This window comes from Tistrella bauzanensis (assembly GCF_014636235.1).
Classification (GTDB): Bacteria; Pseudomonadota; Alphaproteobacteria; order Tistrellales; family Tistrellaceae; genus Tistrella; species Tistrella bauzanensis.
On the sequence record NZ_BMDZ01000032.1, the window covers coordinates 45696 to 63932 of the forward strand.

An 18237-nucleotide genomic window follows, 5' to 3' on the forward strand; every position below is an offset into this window, starting at 1 on the left:
GGCCTCAGGCCTTTCCGCTGGCGGTGGGGAGCAGCGCCTTCAGGCTGAAGACCGGCAGGCGCAACCGGCCATACAGAGTCTCGCTGGCCAGCAGCACCACGAACAGGATGCCTTGCAGCACCATCACGGTGGCATCGGGCAGGTCCAGCCGGCGCTGAAGCAGGCCGCCGCTGGCGCCGATGCCGCCCATCAGGATCGCCACCGGGATGACGGCCAGCGGATTCTGGCGCGCCAGGAAGGCGACCAGAATGCCGGTGAAGCCATAGCCGGCGGCCAGCGTCGCGTTGGCGCGGCCGTGGACGGCGGACACCTCGATCATGCCGGCAAGGCCGGCCGCGGCGCCGCCCAGCATGGTCACCAGCACCACCAGCCGGCCGACCGGCAGCCCGGCGGCGCGGCCGGCGCGGACATTGCCGCCGACCATGCGGGCCGCGAAGCCGAAGGTGGTGTGGAACATCAGCACATAGGCGGCGATACAGAACACCACCCCCAGAACGAAGCCCCAATGCACGTCCATGCCGGGGATGTCGCCGATCATATAGGCCTCGCCGATCGCCGGGGTCGATGGCTTGTTCAGGCTGGCCGGGTCGCGCATCGGCCCCTCGACCATGTGGTTCAGGATCGCGACGGCGATATAGACCATCAGCAGGCTGGATATGGTTTCACTGACCCCGCGCCGGTGGCGGAGCGCGCCGGTGGCACCGATCCACAGCCCGCCCGCCAGCATTCCCGCCGCCGCCATCACCACCTGGGTGACGATCACCGGGGCGCCGGCGCCGGCCAGCGGCAGGCCTGCCGCCATCGCCGCCAGCCCGCCCAGCACCAGCGCACCCTCGGCGCCGATCACCACCATGCCCAGTTGCGCGGGCAGGGCGGTGCACAGGGCGACCAGCAGCAGTGGTGCTGCGCGCTGAAGCGTGTTCTGCCACGAGAACCAGGTGCCGAAGGCGCCACGATACATCAACTGATACAACTCGATCGGGTCGACCCCGACCGCCGCGACGAAGCCGCCGAACAGCACCATGCTGACCAGCACCGCCATCAGCGGGATGGCGATGGCCTCGGCGGCCCGGCCATATTTCAGACGTGTGTCCTCTGACATCGGATGGCGGCTCGCTTTCGGGTCGCGATGGCGGCATTGATGGCGGGGGTCGCGTGCGGTGGCGGCATGTCTCAGGCGGTGGCGCCGATCACGCCCTCGACCAGATAATCCATCTTTTCCAGCAGGATATCGGTCTGGCCAAGAGTGGTGCCGGCGGGGATCGCGATGCCACCCTTGTTGTCGGTCACCGGACCCTTGAAGATCGCGAAATCACCGGCCATGAACGCGGCCTTCACGGCATCCGCCTGTTCGCGGCCGGCATCCGGCGCCGCCGCGCCATAGGCCGAGGTCTTCACCACCATCTCCTTCAGGCCGCCGCGCACCAGCGAGGGGATCGGCGTGCCGGCCTGGATATCGGCCACGAAGCGCGGATACAAGACTTCCCAGTTCCATTCCGCGCCGGTCAGATAGCCCTTGGGGGCCAGCGCCGCCTGGCTGGCGTGATAGCCGCAGGTGAACATGCCACGGCGCTCGGCGGTCTCGACGATCACTTTCGGGCTGTCGACATGGCAGGTCACGACATCGGCGCCCTGATCGGCCAGGCTGTTGGTGGCCTCGGCTTCCTTGACCGGCATCGACCAGTCGCCGGTGAAGATGACCTGGGTGGAGATGGCGGGGTCGACCGACCGGGCGCCAAGGGTGAAGGCATTGATGTTGCGCAGCACCTGGGGGATCGGCTTGGCGGCGACGAAGCCCAGCTTCTTGGTCTTTGTCGCGTGACCGGCCACCACGCCCGACAGGTACTGGGCCTCGTCGATATAGCCGAAATAGCTGTGGGCGTTGGCGGGGTGACCCTCGGCCCACAGGCCGCCGCAATGCAGGAAGGTCACCTCGGGATACTTCTCGGCCATCTTCATGACATGCGGGTCGTAATAGCCGAAGGATGTCGGGAAGATCAGTTGCGCGCCGTCCAGGTTGATCATGCTCTCGATGGTCTTCTGCACCTCGATCGTCTCGGGCACGTTCTCTTCTTCCAGAACCGTCACGCCAGGGAAGGCGGCTTTCACCGCGGCGGCACCCTGAGCATGGGCCTGATTGTAGCCATAGTCGTCGCGCGGGCCGACATAGATGAAGCCCACCGTCAGTTTGCCCGCCGCCAGGGCATGGCGGATCGGCAGTGTCGATGCGGCGCCAAGAAGGCCCAGCGCACCGGCACCCTTCAGCAGTGTGCGGCGGGAGAAAACGAGGTCATTTGCCATGTCGGGTGCATCCTTGGTGGCGACCGTGCACATGCGGGCGCCGACGGTGTGGCGCTGGTCGTGCGAAGACGGAGGCTGATCGTGGGGCGAAACCTGCCGATCAGCATCAGCAAGCGCCGTGCCAGCCATGGGCATGTTATTCAACCACTTGATCTGAAATAGGAAATGTTCTTCTGTGCCGGCGGGTTGGCGGCTCGCGGCACGCATCTGCATCAGAATTGTGCGCAATATGCATGCAATGACTAAATAATAGTCACAATATGAAAGACCAGCGATGCGTCGCGGCAGAGGCCTTCAGGCGACGTTCGATTACTTCTTTGAAATCAATGATAAAAAAATCGACATGACCCTATGTTGTGCGGCTGGCATCCTGCATGCAAAGACGTATGCAAGTTCATCCGTCGCCCCCGCACCAGTGAGCCCCCGATGACCCTGACACAGCCGACCGATACGCCCGAGCCGCCCGGCCAGCCGGGTGGCGTGCGCCGCAGCCTGGCCGACACCCTTGCCCGCAGGATTGCCGATGACATCATCGAAGGCCGGCTGCCGCCCGGCATCCGGCTGGACGAAGCCGAGCTTGCCGGCCGGTTCGCGGTCTCCCGCACCCCCGTCCGGGAAGCGCTGGGCCAGGTCTGCGCCATGGGGCTGGCCGGCCGCCGACCGCATCGCGGCGTGGTGGTGACTGTGATGTCCGAGGCGCGGCTGCACGAGATGTTCGTGGCGATGGCCGAGTTGGAGGCGTCGGCGGCACGGCTGGCGGCGCTGAACATGACCGGCCCTGAACGACACCAGCTGGAGGCGCTGCATCTGGACAGTGCCGCCGCCGTGCGTGCCGGCGCGGTGGAGGATTACGCCGCCTGGAACACCCGCTTCCACATGCTGATCTATGCCGGCAGCCACAATGCCTATCTGGAGGAGCTGGTCGGGCTGACCCGCAAGCGGCTGGCGCCGTTCCGCCGCGCCCAGTTCAACGTGCTGGGCCGGCTGGCATCATCCTGTGCCGAGCACGACCGGATGGTGCAGGCGATCCTGCGCGCCGATGCCGAGGCGGCGGCCGAGGCCACCCGCGCCCATGTGCTGACGGTCAGCGCCGCCTCGGTCGCCTATGTCGGTGCGCGCGGGGCCGACGCGCGCAGGGCCGACGCGCGCAGGGCCGACGCGCGCCGGCCGGCCGACGCGGATCGCGTGCTGCAACCCAACCCCACCGTCTCATACGCCGCCGACATCACCCCCCTTGGCACCACGCCCATCAAGGACAGCATCCGATGACCGAAGCCATGCCTGCCCCCATCGACATCGCGCGGCTGCAAGCGGCCTATCAGGCCGGGCAGACCGATCCCCTGGCGGTGGTCCGGATGGTGCTGGCGCGGATTGCCGCCTGGCCCGACCCGGCCGTGTTCATTCTGCTGCGGGATGCGGCGGCATTGGAGGCCGAGGCTCTGGCGCTGATCGCGCGTGGTCCGGCCGATCTGCCGCTCTATGGCATCCCCTTCGCGGTGAAGGACAATATCGACGTTGCCGGCCTGCCCACCACCGCGGCCTGCCCCGAATTCACCTATACGCCCGAGGCCTCGGCGACGGTGGTCGATGCGCTGCGGACGGCCGGCGCGCTGCTGATCGGCAAGACCAATCTGGATCAGTTCGCGACCGGGCTGGTCGGCGTGCGCTCGCCCTGGGGCGCGCCGCGCAGCCCGTTCAACCCGGATTATGTCTCGGGCGGGTCCAGTTCGGGCTCGGCGGTCGCAACCTCCGCCGGGCTGGTCAGCTTCGCCCTTGGCACCGATACCGCCGGCTCCGGCCGGGTGCCGGCCGCTTTCACCAACACCGTCGGGCTGAAGCCCTCGATCGGTCTGATCAGCGCGCGCGGCGTGGTGCCGGCCTGCCGGTCGCTGGACTGCGTCACCATCTTCGCCCAGACCGCCGATGATGCGGCAATCGTGCTGGATGTGGCGGCGGTCGAGGATGCCGGCGACAGCTATAGCCGCCGGACGCCCTGGGCGGGGGTGGTGCCGCTGCCTCAGGCCCCGGCGCAATTCCGCTTCGGAGTGCCGGCTGCGGACTGGCTCGCCTTTTTCGGCGACGATCTGAATCCGGCCTTGTTCCAGGCCGCGGTCACGCGGCTGGAAGCGCTGGGCGGCACGGCGGTCGAGATCGACCTCACGCCGTTTCTCGATGTGGCACGCCTGCTCTATGAGGGCCCATGGGTGGCAGAGCGCACCGCCGCCGTCGGCGATTTTCTGGCGGCCCATCCGGATGCCGGTCATCCGGTGGTGCGCGGCATCATCGAGGGCGGCCATGCCGTCAGCGGCGTGGCCGCATTCCGCGCGCAGTATCGGCTGGAAGCGCTGCGCCGGATCTGCGACGCGATCTGGGCCGATGTCGATCTGGTCGTCACCCCCACCGCCGGCACCACCTATACCGTGGCCGCGGTCGAGGCCGATCCGGTGCGGCTGAACAGCACGCTCGGCTATTACACCAATTTCATGAACCTGCTCGACTATGCCGCCGTGGCGGTGCCCGCCGGTTTCCGCGCCGACGGATTGCCCTTTGGCGTCACCCTGTTCGCGCCGGCCATGGCCGACCGGCGGCTGCTGTCGCTGGGCGACCGGCTGCATCGGGCGGGCGGCCTCACCGCCGGGGCCACCGGGCTGGATCCTGCGCCGGCATCGGCGCGCGGTGCCGAGGAGCCGGGCCTGCGCACCGATCTCGCCGTGGTCGGTGCCCATATGGAGGGCCTGCCGCTGAACGGTGAGCTGCTGGCGATGGGCGCGCGGCTGGTGGCGCGCACCTGCACCGCGCCGGTCTATCGGCTGTATGCGCTGGACGGCCTGCAGCCGCCCCGGCCGGGGCTGGTGCGGGTGGCCGATGGCGGCGCCGCGATCGCGCTGGAGGTGTGGTCGGTGCCGACCGACCGGCTGGGTCGTTTCGTGGCCGGCCTGCGGGCGCCGCTGGGGCTGGGGCAGGTGGAACTGGCCTCAGGCGACACCGTCGCAGGCTTTCTGTGCGAAGCGGCGGCTGTGGCCGGTGCCCGCGACATCACCGGCCATGGCGGCTGGCGGGCATGGCTTGCCCATGAACGGGCCGCATAGCCCGAACTATGCCGGAGAACGGGCTATGCCGGAGGAGGGCGTCGCCTCAGGCGGCGGCGCCGTCGATCATCTCGTGGGCCTGGGCCATGTCGTCGGCCATCGGCAGCACGCCGGCCAGACCCGACATCTCGATGGTCTGGGCCACCTGTTCATGCGGTGCCACCAGCACCAGCAGCCCGCCGCGGCGCTTGACCAGCTTGGCGCCCGACAGCAGCAGCCTGATGCCGATCGATGCCAGGAATTCCACGCCGCTCATGTCGACGATCACATTGCGGGCACCGCCGCAGGCGCTGCTGACCGGCAGGTCCACCGCGGCGCTGCCCGCCACGTCGAGCCGGCCGCTCAATTCGATCAGGGTCAGACCGTTGTCGAGCTTCTGAATGCTGTGGCGCATGATATGCGGACTCCTGGATGCATCGCGTGGCCGCGATCATGCCCATAGTTGATGACGGTTTGATGTCAGCCGGATCATGGCGCCCGGATCATCCGCGCCGTGCCGCCGCATCCGCCACCGCCAGCGCCGCCGGGGTGTTGATGTTGAGGAACGGATCGGCGCCGCTGGGGGCTGCCGGGAAATCGGCGGCGACGGCACCTAGGGCCGCCAGTGCTCCGCCCAGCGATCCGGCCCGGCCGCCATTGCCGGCGCAGGCGCGGGCGGTTTCGGCCAGCGCCCGCACGGCCGGCGCCAATGCCAGCGGCCACAGCGAGACAACCGGATGGATGCGGCCGAAACTGGCCGCCACCGCCGGGCGGATCAGCCCGCCTGCCGGCATGGCCCGGACCAGCCCCTCCACCAGATTCAGCGGCAGCAGCGGGGCGTCGTTCGGCACCACCAGCAGCGCCACCGGCTGTGGCTCCAGGGTCGCCGCCCAGGCAAGCCCGGCCTCAATGCCGGCGATCGGGCCGATCGACGGCCCTGGCTGATCGATCAGCGCCGCCAGATCACCCATGCGGCGATCCCGGCCGGCCGGGGACGTGTCGGAGCCGGTCGGCCGCGGCAGCGTGGCGCCAAGGCGGATGCTGATCGCCAGGCGCCCGACTTGCGGCCGTATGCGATCGATGACATGGGCCAGCATCGGCCGGCCCGCCAGATCCATGGCGCCCTTGTCCACCCCGCCCATGCGGGTCGCGCGCCCGCCGTTCAGGATAAGCCCGGCGATCTCGGTCTGCGCCATGGTGATGGTGCTCCCGTGGAAGAGGCATCCGGATGCGTCAGCCCCCACACTAACCGTCGGCGCCGGCCGGCGCCACGACGACGTGGCCGCCGTGTCATGCGCATGCCGCATGCATCATCAGATACCGGATCAGATGCCGGGAGGCGATACCGGCGCCGCCGGCCTGGCCGGCCGTTCCAGAAGGGCGATCGCAGCGGCGCCGACGCCTGCCGCGATCGCCTGCCGCCGGGTCTCGCCGGCCATCGAGCGCGCCATGGTCACACCGCCTGAGAGAAGGGCGAGCAGGGCGACGGCGCGGTCGGTCCGCAGATCGGGGGCAAGCCAGGTGAGGCCGCAGGCGATCCGCGCGATGACCGTGCCGAGGGCCGCTTCGAAACGGGCCCGCGTCTCTGCGCCGGCGCGCATGACATCGGGGGTCAGGCTTTGAAGGGCGCAGCTCTCGTCGAGCGCGCAGGCGAGCCGGTCGCCGAGATAGACATCGATGAAACGTTCCGGCCAATCCGCGGGGTGTGCCGCCTGGAGTGCTGCGATGCTGTCATCGAGTTGTGCGAGCCCGGCCATCGCCACCTCGGCGAAGGCACCGTCCTTTGACGGGAAATGGCCATAGAACGCCCCTGAGGTCACGCCGGCCTCTTTGGCGAGGCCGTCGACGCCGATGCCGCCATAGCCCTGGCGGCGGAATGCGCGGCCGGCGGCGGCGAGCAGGCGGGTGCGGGCTTCTTGCTTCTGACGGTCGGTGTATCGCATCGCGCAATCCTGAAATCACGATCGTTATTTTTAACTTGACTGCATAACGATCGCTATTCATTAATCACATAACGGTCGTTATGCAACGGACTGACGGCCGCACCCGAAGGAGAACCAGACATGCCGATCGTCCTTACCCTCACCGAAGGGGTCATTCCCGCCGACCGGGAAGGCGCCGCCGTCGAGCGCATCGTCGATGCCTTCCTCCGTCACCACGGCCTTGCCGGGAACCGGGTCATGACGCCCAATGTGACCGCTCATGTCAGCGTGCTGCCCAAGGGCCGGACCTATGCCGGCGGAAAGCCGGTGGAGGGGGCCTGGATCGAGACCAGGACGCCGTCCTTCGCGCTCGCCGACCGCGCGATCCAGGCCGCCTTTTTCGGCGAGGCGACCGAGATCCTGCACGTGTTGTCGGGTGGCACCCTGTCCAGGGACCGGATCTGGTCAGACGGCGTGCATGCCGTCGACGGGGCGTGGAATATCGGTGGCAAGGCGTTGACGAACGCCGAACTGGGCGATGCGATCGCGGGCGGCTGACCCCATGCGCATCGCCTATACGATGATCCGCGTCGCCGATATCGAACGGTCGATTGCCTTCTATGTCGACATCCTTGGCATGACCCTGTTCCGCCGGGAGGATTATCCCACGGGACGCTTCACTCTGGCCTTTCTCGGCTATGGCGCGGAGCCGTCCGGCGCCACCATCGAACTCACCTGGAACTGGGACGCCCAGGTCTATGACAAGGGCACGGGCTGGGGCCATCTGGCGCTTGCCGTCGGGGATGTCGTCCTTGCCTGCGGGCGGTTCGAGGCAAAGGGTGCCAGGGTCGTCCGCCGCCCGGGGCCGATGATGCATGCCTCCACCCAGCGTGGCGATGCCGAGATGATCGCCTTCATCGAGGATCCCGACGGCTATCGGATCGAGCTCGTTCAACACGCGTGACGGGGGCCTGAAGATCCGGCTCCGGACAGGGACGCATCGCTCTGTCCGGAGCCGGCTTTACGGAGCCGGGGATCAGGCGGCGGAGATGGGCTGCATCTGTGTGCCTTGAAGGCCGCCGAGGCATATCCGTCGCCTCTCTATCGAACGGCGGGTCTCTTGCGCACCATGAAAGTTACGAGCGCGGCAGCCACGATGACGGCAGCGAGGTTGTAGATCATGGCGCCGGCGAAGGCGTCGGCATAGCGCCCGGCATTGGAGACGCCGTCGCCGGCATGCCTGCCGAGACGATCCACGAAGACGATACCGACAACGGAAATGCCGAAGGCTCCCCCGATCTGTTGCATGGTGGACATGAAGCCGGCTGCCATTCCAGCATGATTTTCCTCGACATAGCCGATGACCAGATTGAGCAGCGGCGTCATCGAAAGGCCCTGACCGAAGCCGAACAACACCAGCGGTGGCAGAAGCGCGACTGTTTCGACGTCATCGCCAAGGCCGGCGGCGGTCACGATCAGCCAGCCGATCCCGGCCGCATAGACCAGCGCGCCGCCGGCGATCGCCATGTTTCCGAAACGCGCCACCAGCTTCGGCGCCACCAGCGACGCGATGATGAAACCGACGCTTGCCGGCGCGAACAGCGTGCCGGCCGCGAACGGCGTCAGGCCGAGGCCGGACTGCACCAGCAGGGCGAAGCACAGGAACAGCGATGTCGATGTCGAATAGATCAGCAGCACCACCAGAGATCCCGCCGAGAACGCGATGTTGCGGAACAGGGTCAGGTCAATGGCAGGATCGCCGCCGCGCTTTGCGACCAGATGCTCCCAGGCGAGAAACGCCGCCAGCAGCACGACCGAGGCTACCATGCTGGCCCAGGTCCAGAGCGGCCAGCCGATAGTCGGGCCTTCGAGCAGCGGCAGAAGCAGAAGCAGCAGCCCCGTTGTCGCCAGTCCGATCCCCGGCCAATCGACGCTCATGGCGTCGGCGGACCGCGATTCCGGGATGATCCGCGCCGACAGCAGCGCGATGACACCGATCGGCAGGTTGATCAGAAAGATGATCCGCCAGCCCAGGCCGAGCAGATCGCTTTCGACGATGAGGCCGCCCAAGACCTGTCCGGCGATGGCCGCCAGTCCCAGTGTCATGCCCAGGAGGCCGAAGGCGCGACGGCGGCCCGCGTCGTCAAAGAGGACGCGCAGCAGCGCATAGATCTGCGGAAACAGGATGGCTGCGGTCGCACCTTGCAGAAGGCGGGCGACAATCAGGCTCGTGGCGTCGGGTGCGATACCGCAGAGGAACGATGTGATCGCGAATCCGGCCATGCCGAGCGCGAACAGGCGGCGGCGTCCATGGCGATCGCCGAGCCGCCCGCCAGCGATCAGCAGCACGCCGAAGGCCAGCTCATATCCGGCGATGACAAAGCCGATGTCGGCGAAGTCCGCGCCGAGGTCGGTCTGCATCGACGGTATGGCGACATTGACCACGAACAGGTCGAAAACGGTGATGAAGCCGCCGAGCAACAGGATGGTCAATGCAAGCGCCGAGGGGCGTGGTCTCGCGGCAGTCTGCGGGAACGGGGGGTCAGTTGGTCGATGAGCGATGGTCATGGCACCTCCAATGTCGTTGAAGCTGCATGCCACATACGCTAATCATATTACTATGGAACAAATTATGCGGTTACTATGAGCGACCCCCTGAATAACAGGCTGGATCGCACACGCTCCGAACTGGCGGATTTTCTCCGGCGGCGGCGGGAAAGCCTGACGCCGCTCGATGTCGGCCTACCGGTCGGCAAGCGGCGGCGAACGCCGGGGCTTCGCCGCGAGGAGGTGGCGGCGCTCGCCGGCGTGGGCGTCACCTGGTACACCTGGCTGGAACAGGGCCGCGCGATCAAGGTCTCCACGGCGTTTCTCGACAACGTGTCGCGCGTCCTGAAACTGGATGAGATCGAGCGGCGGCATCTGTTTCTTCTTGCCCATCAGCGACCGCCGGCCATGGCCGGACAGGCATGGTGCGCGTTACCGCCGCTGGTGCGGCGATTGCTCGACGATCTTACACGGCGGCCATCCTATGTACTGAACCTGCGATGGGATGTGATCGGCTGGAACGAGGCGGCCGAGCACCTGTTCGGGTTCGAGCAGCGTGATGCTGCCGAACGGAACATGCTCTGGATGCTGTTCGCAGATGATCGGCTGAGCAGCCGGATCGTGGAGTGGTCGGTCCAGGCTCCACAGGTTCTGGCAAGCTTCCGGCGGGATTTTGCGCAGGCCCCCGAGGACGACAGCATGGTAGCCCTCGTTGACGCTCTGGAGCGGATGTCCCCGTCGTTCAGACATCTGTGGAATCGGCACGACGTGCATGGCCGCTGCGAAGGCCGCCGGAGCTTCATGATTGAAGGTCAGGGGCCGGTTGCGTTCGATCATTCATCCTTCATTGTGGATGAGGAGAAACACCTGCGTCTTGTATTCTATGCGGCGGTCTGAAATCAGCAGTCGCGCCCGGTTTCGCGACGACTGCAACTGTGGTACGAAAGTGCCGCTGGCCGCGAGGGGACGACCCCTTGCCCGGTGTCCTGTTGTCATCCGCTCTGCCGACAGATGATCGAGGGCGGATGACCCGGGACGGGCGACCGGCCATGTTCAGCGGGGACGACCCTGCGCTTCATGAGTGATGCGAGGTTGCTCCCATGGCGTGGATCATTCTGTTTCTGGCCGGGTTGTTCGAGATCGGCTGGGCGGTCGGGCTCAAATACACCCACGGTTTCAGCCGGCTGTGGCCGTCGGTGTTCACCGCGGCCAGCATGCTCGTATCGGTGGTTCTGCTGGGCGTGGCACTGAAGCAGTTGCCGCTCGGCACCGCCTATGCGGTCTGGACCGGCATCGGCACCGTCGGCACGGTCATCTTCGGCGTTCTGGTGCTGGGGGAACCCGCGACGGCCGCCCGTCTGGCCTGCATCGTGCTGATCGTGGCCGGCATTGCCGGCCTCAAGATTCTGTCGGCGCATTGAGCCTTTGCCATGCCTGCGACCGCAGGTCGCAGCGCGGCTGTGCCGATTGTTGCGGATTCATGTCGAAGATCGTTTTGTCAAGCCGTGAACTGCACAGGAATCAGGCCCAAGTGGATTGGTACAGGGCACGGCGCCTCAGCCGTTCCCCACATCCGAATGGAGAGCCATCATGACCAAAGGTTCGCCGACCATTACCTTCCGCAATCTCGATCGGTCGCTTGCGATCGAGAGCGCGATACGCGACCGGGCCGCGTTGATCTATCGCATGGGTGCGCGGATCGAGCAGCTTCAGGTGGTGATAGAGGCCGCGAACCGGACGAATGATCGCATTCAGGGGCTCACGGTGCGCGTCGAGATGGCGGTGCCGGGTCCGGATATCGTGGTGACACGGATCCGGCCGCGGGTGTCGGGCCCAGAGGATGTGGTGCAGGTGGTGCGTGATGCGCTCGATACCGCCCGGCGCCAGTTGGCGCAGCGGCTGTCGGTGCGGCGCGATGCCGTGCGCGACCGGCGCAGTGCCTGATGCCGGCGATGACTGGCGGAGCCGCCGCCTGAACCGGCGGCGCCCTGCTCGAACCATGGATCAAACCATCCCGCCAGTTTCGACTGGCGGGATTTTTTTGTGCGGCCGCCTGCCACCTCAGACGAATGATGAACACGGTTGCAAAATGACACGCGCTCGGATATCCATCAGATGTAAATGATGTGAAAATAAATCAATCATAACTGTTCACATGTCGATGCGGGTCGGGGCCTGCATCGGGAGGGCGGGGATGATCAAGGGGGCGGGGTAGGCATGAGCGGCTGGAGAGGGCGGGTCCGCGCGGGATGCGGCGCGACTGTTGCAATGACGGCTCTGGTCATGGGCGCCGGTCTACCGGCGGTGGCTGCCGCCGCCGACACGGTGCGCTTTGCCCATTGGGTGCCGACGACGCATGAACTGCATCGCGGGGTCGAGGCCTGGAGCCGTTCGGTGACCGAGGCATCGAAGGGGACGCTGGACGTCCAGGTGTTTCCGGCCGAACAACTGGGCAAGGTGCGCGACCATTACGACATGGTCGCAAGCGGCATCGCCGATCTGGCGCTGGTGGTGCCGGGCTATACTCCCGGCCGTTTTCCGATCGTGTCCGTGCTGGAACTGCCATTCCTGGTGCCGGGGGCCGCTCAGGCCGCGGCACCCTTCGACACTTGGTATCGGCCGATGGCACCGCTGGAGATGCCCGCGGTGACCTATTGCCTCGGCATCGTTCAGGAACCCGGTATTCTGCATACCAGGGTGCCGGTGGCGCGGCCCGATGACGTCGACGGCATGAAACTGCGCCCGGGCTCGGCTCTGGTCGGGCGGCTGTTCGCGTCGATGGGCGCCTCGGCCGTGTCAATCAGCGCGCCCGAGGCGCGCGAGGCGGCGGCGCGCGGCGTGATCGATGCGGCCACGCTCGCCTATGGCACGCTGGTTTCGTTCGGGCTCGACAAGGTTCTGAACCATCACCTCGACCTGCCGCTCTACAGCGTGCCGGTGCTCTATCTTGCCAACACCGCCTGGTATCAGGGGCTTGCCGGCGATGCCAAGGCGGCGGTCGACGCGCATTGCTCCACGGTCTGGGCCGTGACGCAATCCACCGGCTGGGGCAATTGGGAACGCGCCGGCGCCAAGACCCTGGCCACGTTGCCGGGGCAGGTCTTCACCAAACCGGATGAGGCGGAACGTGCCTTGTGGGAAGCGACCGGCGCGCCGTTCCGTGCCCAATGGGTCGTGGACGCCAATGCCAAGGGCATCGATGGCGAGACGGCGTTGCGCGATCTGGAAGCGGCGATTGCCGCCGCGCCGCCGGTGCCGGCGGATTGATGATGGCCGGATGGGATGGCGATCGATGCAGCGTGCCTTGCGGCGACTGACCGCGATGGTCGAGACAGCGGCGGCCACGACCGCGGCGACGGCGCTGGGTATAGCGGTGCTGGCCGGGGCGGGGGCCGCGTTGCTGCGCTACATCGCCGGCATCGCCGTGCCGGATGGCTTCGACATCGTGCGGCTGACCGGCGGCATCGCCGCATGCTGGGGCATTGCCGCGGCGATTGCCGCCGACGATCTGATCCGGATCGACCTGATCGCCGGCCTGGGGCGGCGGGCCGGCCGGCTCGCCGCGCTCACCGGCGCGATCGGGCTGGCGGCCGGCGGCCTGCTGCTGGCGCGATCCGGTGTGCTGGGCGCCATGTCGCTGACCTATAGCGGCGAGACCACGGCCGATCTGCAGATGCCGCTCTGGCCCGCGCATCTGGTGATGGCGGCGGGGTTGGCGGTGGCGGCGCTGGCCGGCCTGTGCCGGATGCTGATGGCGGTGCTGCCGCCTGAGCCCGTCGACGGGGGTGCGCCATGATCGATGGCGGGCTGGCGGCGATCGGCGGCTTCGTGGCGCTGTTCGGGCTGGCGGTTCTGCGGGTGCCGGTGGGCTTTGCCATGCTGCTGGCAGGGCTTGGCGGCATCGCCGCTACCGTCGGCGTCGGGCCGGCAGCGGCGATTGCCCTGCAATCGCCGCTGCGCACGCTGACCGCGCATGACATGTTGCTGATCCCGATGTTCATCGCGATGAGTGCGCTCGCCAACCACACCGGGCTGGGGCGGGAACTGTATGGCGCCGGGCAGGCCTGGGCCGGCCATCGCCGCGGCGGGCTGGGGCTTGCCACCATTCTGGCCAGCGCCGGCTTTGCCGGCATCTGCGGATCCTCGGTCGCCTCCACCGCCGCGATGGCGCGTGTGGCGCTGCCGGAGATGCGCGCCCATGGCTATGCGCCAAGGCTGGCGGCCGGCACCGTTGCCGCCGGCGGCACGCTGGGCATCCTGATCCCGCCATCCCTGGTGCTGGCCTTGTATGGCCTGCTGACCGAACAGGACATCGGCAAGCTGTTCATCGCCGGCCTGCTGCCGGGTCTTCTCGCGGTGGTGCTGTACGGGCTGGCGGTGTCGTGGGTGGCGCGCCGCGATCCCGGGGCCGCCCCCCGGGCGCCGCGCACGCCCTGGCGCGGGCGGCTGGTATCGCTGCGCGGCTTGTGGGCGGTGCTCCTGATCTTCGCGGGCATCATCGGCGGCCTGTATCTGGGGGTGTTCGCGCCCAGCGAGGCCGGTGCCATGGGCGCGCTGGGTGTCGCCGTCGTCGGGCTGGTCCGGGGCCGGCTGGATGCCCGTGCCGTGCGCGCGGGGCTGACGGAAGCCGCGCGGACCGCCGCATCGGTGATGGTGGTGCTGATCGGGGCGCTGGTCTTCGGCTATTTCCTGGCGTTGACCCGCGCGCCGCAGATGCTGGTGGCGATGCTGGCCGATACCGGCCTGCCGCCCTGGGGGGTGATGGCGGCGATGCTGGCCGGATATCTGCTGCTGGGCTGCGTGCTCGACACTCTGGCGATGATCGTGCTGACCGTGCCGATCACCTATCCGGTGGCGATGGCGCTGGGGTTCGATCCGATCTGGTTCGGCGTGGTGGTGACCATGACCGTCGAAATCGGCCTGATCACGCCGCCCTATGGGCTGAATGTGCTGGTCCTGAACACGATCGCGCGCGATGTGGGGCTGATCGACATCTATCGCGGTGTGGCACCCTTCGTCTGTGCCGACCTGGTCCGGCTGATCCTGATCTGTCTGCTGCCCGGTATCGTGCTGTGGCTGCCATCGACCATGGGATGAGGTGACATGCGCGCGATCGATCCGTTTCTCCGTGGCCTGTCGCTGGCGCCGGACCGGCCGGCGCTGATCGACGCAAAGGCGCCGGACCAGCCGGTCAGCTATGCGGCGCTTGGCACCATGGTCGAGGCCCTGGCCGGATGGCTGGCGGGGGTCGCTCTGGCCGGAGGCGGCGAAGCGCCTGGACGCGTGGCCGTGTTGTCGCCCAATGCGGCACGTGGCTTCGCCGTGGTGCTGTCCTGCCTGCGCGCCGGCATCACCTGGGTGCCGATCAACGCCCGCAATGCGCTGGACGAAAACCTGTTCATCATGAACCAGGCGAAGGTGTCGGTGCTGGCGGTTGCCGATGCCTTCGCCGACGATCTGCCGCGCATTCTGGCGGCCGTGCCCGGGATCACCGCGGTGCTGATGCTGGGCGACGCACCGCCACCGGCAGGCGGGGGTGGGCTGGTGGTGGCGGTGGCCGACGGCGTGCTGGCCGATCCGCCACCACCGGCGCCGGATCCTGTTCACGATCCTGATCGGGTGTCGTCGGTGCTGTCGACCGGCGGCACCACCGGCCGGCCGAAGGGGGTGGTGTGGACCGATCGGATGTGGGAAGCGCTGACCCTGTCGATCTGGGCGCATATGCCGATGACCGATGGTGCGCCGCCGGTCCATCTGGTGGCGGCGCCGATGACCCATGCGGCGGGGGTGATCGCCGTTCCGCTGCTGGCGGGTGGTGCTACGACCGTCATCCTGCCGCGGGCCGATCCGCAGGCGATCATGGCGGCGATCGCGCGCCACCGGGTCACCCATCTGTTCCTGCCGCCGACCGTGATCTACATGATCCTGGCCGATGCCGAGGCGCGCCGTCACGACACGTCGTCCTTGCGCTATCTGATCTATTCGGCGGCCCCGATGGCCCCCGACAAACTTGCCGACGCCATGGCGCTGTTTGGTCCGGTGCTGGTGCAGGGCTATGGCCAGGCCGAAATTCCGCTGATGGGCACGTTCATGGGCGCCGCCGAACATGCGGCGGCACTGGCATCCGGCAACCGCGCCCGGCTGATGTCGGCCGGCCGGCCGGGGCTCGCCTCCGCCGTGTCGATCCGCGACGATGCCGGCCGGCCGGTGCCGGTGGGCGAAACCGGCGAGATCTGCTTCCGTGGCAGCCTCATCACCCCGGGCTATGACGGTCGACCGGACCTGACCGCCGAACACCGCTTCGGCGACTGGCACCGCACCGGCGATCTGGGCTTCATCGATGCCGAGGGCTATGTCTCGATCGTCGATCGCGCCCGCGACATGATCATCAGTGGCGGCTTCAACGTCTATTCGGCCGAGGTTGAGCGCGCAATCCTGGCCCATCCGGGCATCCGGGATTGCGCCGTGATCGGCGTCCCGCACGACATCTGGGGCGAGGCGGTCACCGCGATCATAGAACCGGTATCGGGCACCGGACTCGATCTTGACGCGCTGTCGGCACAGCTTCGAGCGGAACTGGGAGGCGTGAAGGCACCCAAGGCGATCGAGATCTGGCCCGAACTGCCGCGCAGCCCGGTTGGCAAAGTGCTGAAGCGTCAGATTCGCGACACCCACTGGAAAGACAGATTGAGGAAGATTTAAGGGTAAGGACAATTGATTGGAAACATCACCTTGACCTTCAGGTCAAGGTGGCCAATCTTGAAGGCCAAGTGGCGATCTGCGCCACCGCATCACGACCTTGAGGTCTTTCATGTCCGCCCCTTCGTCCTTGCCGGGAACTGCTGGCACCGGCGCCACCGGCATGGGGGCGTCCGCCAGCCGTCCCGGTCTCCAGGTTCTGGCCATCGCCGAGGCTGATCCGCGCCGCGACGCGATCGAGCGTCGGCTTGCCACGGTGGCGCTCGATGATCTTCTGGCGCTGCATACACGGACGCTTGTCGCCGCGCGCACCGCCCGTGCCGCCAACGACATGCCGCGGCTGTTCGATCTGGTGCGGGGTCTGAAAACCCTGCAACGGATCGCTGGCGACCGTGGTCATGTGATCATGGCGCCGACGGTGTCCCGGCCTCGCTGACCATCCATACCGCACGCCACTGACGGGTACGCCCCCGCCTATGTCCGACCACGTGACGCCCGATGACGCGCCATCCCCCGGTGTTGCGTCCATCCCCTTGAAAACCGCCTGGCTTGCCCGCTTCAAACTCGCGCTGCCGATCATGGCGGCCTATCTCTCGGGTGCGTTCTCGTTCGGGTTGCTGGCGATCGAAAGCGGATTGCCGCCCTGGGCTGCCGTTGCCATGTCGGTGCTGGTCTATGCCGGCGCCGCGCAGTTCATGGCCGTGGCGCTGATCGCCGCCGGCACCGCCATGCCAGCGGTGGTGCTGGCCGTGGGCGTGCTGAACCTGCGACCCTGGCCTTGCCCGGCATCCGGCCGGCCGTGGGGCGCCTTGGCTGGCCCGCCCGCATGGCGCTTTATGCCGGCATGACCGACGAGGCCTTTGCGGCCGCAAGTTTCGCCACCGCGCCTGCCGCCGGCCGGCCGGCGGCGTTGGGCACTCTGGTCTTTGCGATCTATCTGTCGTGGATCATGGGCACGGCAGCCGGTATCGCCGCCGGCGCGCTTGTGCCGGCCGATCTGCGGGCGGCGATGGCGGCCGGTTTATACGCGCTGTTCGTGGCGCTGCTGGTGCCGGGGCTGAAGGCGCGTCCCGCCATGGCATGGGTGGTGAGTGCGGCCGCGATCGTGAACGCGGCGCTCAGCCCGTTCATGCCGGCCGGGGTGGCGCTGCTGCTGTCCATCCTGTGCGTGGCCGGCGGTTATGCTCTGGTCGCCGGTGGCCGTGGCCCTGATGCGACGGTATCTGCCGGTGACGGGCGGCGGGGATCGGGGCGGCGGGGGCCGGGGGGGATGCAGCCGTGATGTCCGATCCGATGCTGCTGATCACCGTATTGGGCATGATGGTGGTCACTCTGGTGCCGCGCGTGCTGCCGGCAATGCTGCCGACCGGCTGGCGGCCGGGGCGGCGCGCGCAGGCCTTTCTGGATGCGGTGCCGTTTGCGGCGCTGGGAGCGCTGATCATACCCGGCGTGTTCCAGATCGAGGGCGGCATCATGGCGGGTGCTGCGGTGGTTGCCGGTGCGGCGGTCGCGGCCTTTGCCCGTGCGCCGCTGGCGATCACGGTGGCGATCGGTGTCGCCATTGCCTATCTGATGGCATAGCCGGCCATGGCATTGCCGGTCCGCGGGCGGCGGCGGGCCAGGGCAACGAGTCCAGGTTAACGCGCTTGCAGAGCCGCCATGAGGTATTGTGTGTCCCACGTAGCAAGTTTGCGCCTGGC

At 67.8% G+C, this 18237-nt stretch carries 20 protein-coding genes and 1 pseudogene; 15 read left to right on the forward strand and 6 right to left on the reverse strand.

What is annotated here, in order from left to right:
• Window positions 1-4 precede the first annotated feature (4 nt).
• Together IEW15_RS13955 and IEW15_RS13960 are read right to left on the reverse strand one after the other, a co-directional pair.
• Window positions 5-1102, reverse strand: a complete 1098-nt coding sequence (locus IEW15_RS13955) for an ABC transporter permease (protein ID WP_188578922.1) — start codon at window positions 1100-1102, stop codon at window positions 5-7.
• A 71-nt stretch (window positions 1103-1173) separates the two neighbouring features.
• On the reverse strand, window positions 1174-2301 hold the full coding sequence (locus tag IEW15_RS13960; RefSeq protein WP_188578924.1) for a BMP family ABC transporter substrate-binding protein: 1128 nt from the start codon (window positions 2299-2301) through the stop codon (window positions 1174-1176).
• A 426-nt stretch (window positions 2302-2727) separates the two neighbouring features.
• Between IEW15_RS13960 and IEW15_RS13965 the strand changes: the two are divergent.
• Window positions 2728-3408, forward strand: a pseudogene (locus IEW15_RS13965) (GntR family transcriptional regulator); the annotation flags it as partial.
• 158 nt (window positions 3409-3566) lie between these two features.
• Window positions 3567-5390 (forward strand): allophanate hydrolase, encoded by a 1824-nt coding sequence (gene atzF / locus IEW15_RS13970; RefSeq protein ID WP_188578928.1) that lies wholly within the window; start codon window positions 3567-3569, stop codon window positions 5388-5390.
• Window positions 5391-5436: 46 nt separating this feature from the next.
• Here the strand turns inward: atzF and IEW15_RS13975 are convergent, their stop codons facing one another.
• The 3 genes from IEW15_RS13975 to IEW15_RS13985 all read right to left on the reverse strand — a co-directional run bounded on the left by IEW15_RS13975 (window position 5437) and on the right by IEW15_RS13985 (window position 7312).
• Complete coding sequence (locus tag IEW15_RS13975; protein ID WP_188578930.1) at window positions 5437-5784, reverse strand: STAS domain-containing protein; 348 nt, start codon at window positions 5782-5784, stop codon at window positions 5437-5439.
• An 88-nt stretch (window positions 5785-5872) separates the two neighbouring features.
• A complete protein-coding gene (locus IEW15_RS13980) occupies window positions 5873-6565 on the reverse strand; it encodes an NTP transferase domain-containing protein (protein ID WP_188578932.1) in 693 nt (230 codons plus the stop codon).
• A gap of 129 nt (window positions 6566-6694) precedes the next feature.
• Complete coding sequence (locus IEW15_RS13985; RefSeq protein WP_188578934.1) at window positions 6695-7312, reverse strand: TetR/AcrR family transcriptional regulator; 618 nt, start codon at window positions 7310-7312, stop codon at window positions 6695-6697.
• A 120-nt stretch (window positions 7313-7432) separates the two neighbouring features.
• Between IEW15_RS13985 and IEW15_RS13990 the strand changes: the two genes are divergently transcribed.
• The gene (locus IEW15_RS13990; RefSeq protein WP_188578936.1) at window positions 7433-7849 is read left to right on the forward strand and encodes a 4-oxalocrotonate tautomerase; all 417 of its coding nucleotides are present in this window, start codon (window positions 7433-7435) and stop codon (window positions 7847-7849) included.
• A 4-nt stretch (window positions 7850-7853) separates the two neighbouring features.
• Window positions 7854-8255 carry a lactoylglutathione lyase gene (gene gloA, locus IEW15_RS13995; protein WP_229708105.1) on the forward strand — a complete coding sequence of 134 codons (402 nt, stop codon included), beginning with the start codon at window positions 7854-7856 and terminating at the stop codon, window positions 8253-8255.
• 137 nt (window positions 8256-8392) lie between these two features.
• On the opposite strand, the gene IEW15_RS14000 is transcribed toward gloA, so the two are convergent.
• On the reverse strand, window positions 8393-9859 hold the full coding sequence (locus IEW15_RS14000; RefSeq protein ID WP_188578940.1) for an MFS transporter: 1467 nt from the start codon (window positions 9857-9859) through the stop codon (window positions 8393-8395).
• Window positions 9860-9934: 75 nt separating this feature from the next.
• Here IEW15_RS14000 and IEW15_RS14005 point away from each other — a divergent pair, with 75 nt between their 5' ends.
• The 11 genes from IEW15_RS14005 to IEW15_RS14055 all read left to right on the forward strand — a co-directional run bounded on the left by IEW15_RS14005 (window position 9935) and on the right by IEW15_RS14055 (window position 18118).
• A complete protein-coding gene (locus tag IEW15_RS14005) occupies window positions 9935-10735 on the forward strand; it encodes a helix-turn-helix transcriptional regulator (RefSeq protein ID WP_188578942.1) in 801 nt (266 codons plus the stop codon).
• A gap of 203 nt (window positions 10736-10938) precedes the next feature.
• On the forward strand, window positions 10939-11259 hold the full coding sequence (gene sugE, locus IEW15_RS14010) for a quaternary ammonium compound efflux SMR transporter SugE (protein ID WP_188578944.1): 321 nt from the start codon (window positions 10939-10941) through the stop codon (window positions 11257-11259).
• 169 nt (window positions 11260-11428) lie between these two features.
• Window positions 11429-11782: an HPF/RaiA family ribosome-associated protein gene (locus IEW15_RS14015; RefSeq protein ID WP_188578946.1), complete on the forward strand. Its 354-nt coding sequence runs from the start codon at window positions 11429-11431 to the stop codon at window positions 11780-11782.
• 324 nt (window positions 11783-12106) lie between these two features.
• Window positions 12107-13105 carry a TRAP transporter substrate-binding protein DctP gene (gene dctP / locus IEW15_RS14020; protein WP_188578948.1) on the forward strand — a complete coding sequence of 333 codons (999 nt, stop codon included), beginning with the start codon at window positions 12107-12109 and terminating at the stop codon, window positions 13103-13105.
• Window positions 13106-13130: 25 nt separating this feature from the next.
• A complete protein-coding gene (locus IEW15_RS14025; protein WP_188578950.1) occupies window positions 13131-13634 on the forward strand; it encodes a TRAP transporter small permease subunit in 504 nt (167 codons plus the stop codon).
• Complete coding sequence (locus IEW15_RS14030) at window positions 13631-14935, forward strand: TRAP transporter large permease (RefSeq protein ID WP_188578951.1); 1305 nt, start codon at window positions 13631-13633, stop codon at window positions 14933-14935. The genes IEW15_RS14025 and IEW15_RS14030 overlap by 4 nt, the downstream gene beginning before the upstream one ends.
• 6 nt (window positions 14936-14941) lie before the next feature.
• Window positions 14942-16540, forward strand: coding sequence for an AMP-binding protein (locus IEW15_RS14035; RefSeq protein ID WP_188578953.1), 1599 nt, complete (start codon window positions 14942-14944; stop codon window positions 16538-16540).
• Between the two features lie 109 nt (window positions 16541-16649).
• Window positions 16650-16973: a hypothetical protein gene (locus tag IEW15_RS14040; protein ID WP_188578955.1), complete on the forward strand. Its 324-nt coding sequence runs from the start codon at window positions 16650-16652 to the stop codon at window positions 16971-16973.
• 40 nt (window positions 16974-17013) lie between these two features.
• On the forward strand, window positions 17014-17385 hold the full coding sequence (locus IEW15_RS14045) for an AzlC family ABC transporter permease (RefSeq protein ID WP_188578957.1): 372 nt from the start codon (window positions 17014-17016) through the stop codon (window positions 17383-17385).
• Window positions 17364-17819 carry a hypothetical protein gene (locus IEW15_RS14050; RefSeq protein ID WP_188578959.1) on the forward strand — a complete coding sequence of 152 codons (456 nt, stop codon included), beginning with the start codon at window positions 17364-17366 and terminating at the stop codon, window positions 17817-17819. Before IEW15_RS14045 ends, IEW15_RS14050 begins: the two co-directional genes overlap by 22 nt.
• On the forward strand, window positions 17819-18118 hold the full coding sequence (locus IEW15_RS14055; RefSeq protein ID WP_229708106.1) for an AzlD domain-containing protein: 300 nt from the start codon (window positions 17819-17821) through the stop codon (window positions 18116-18118). Before IEW15_RS14050 ends, IEW15_RS14055 begins: the two co-directional genes overlap by 1 nt.
• The last annotated feature ends 119 nt before the right edge of the window (window positions 18119-18237 follow it).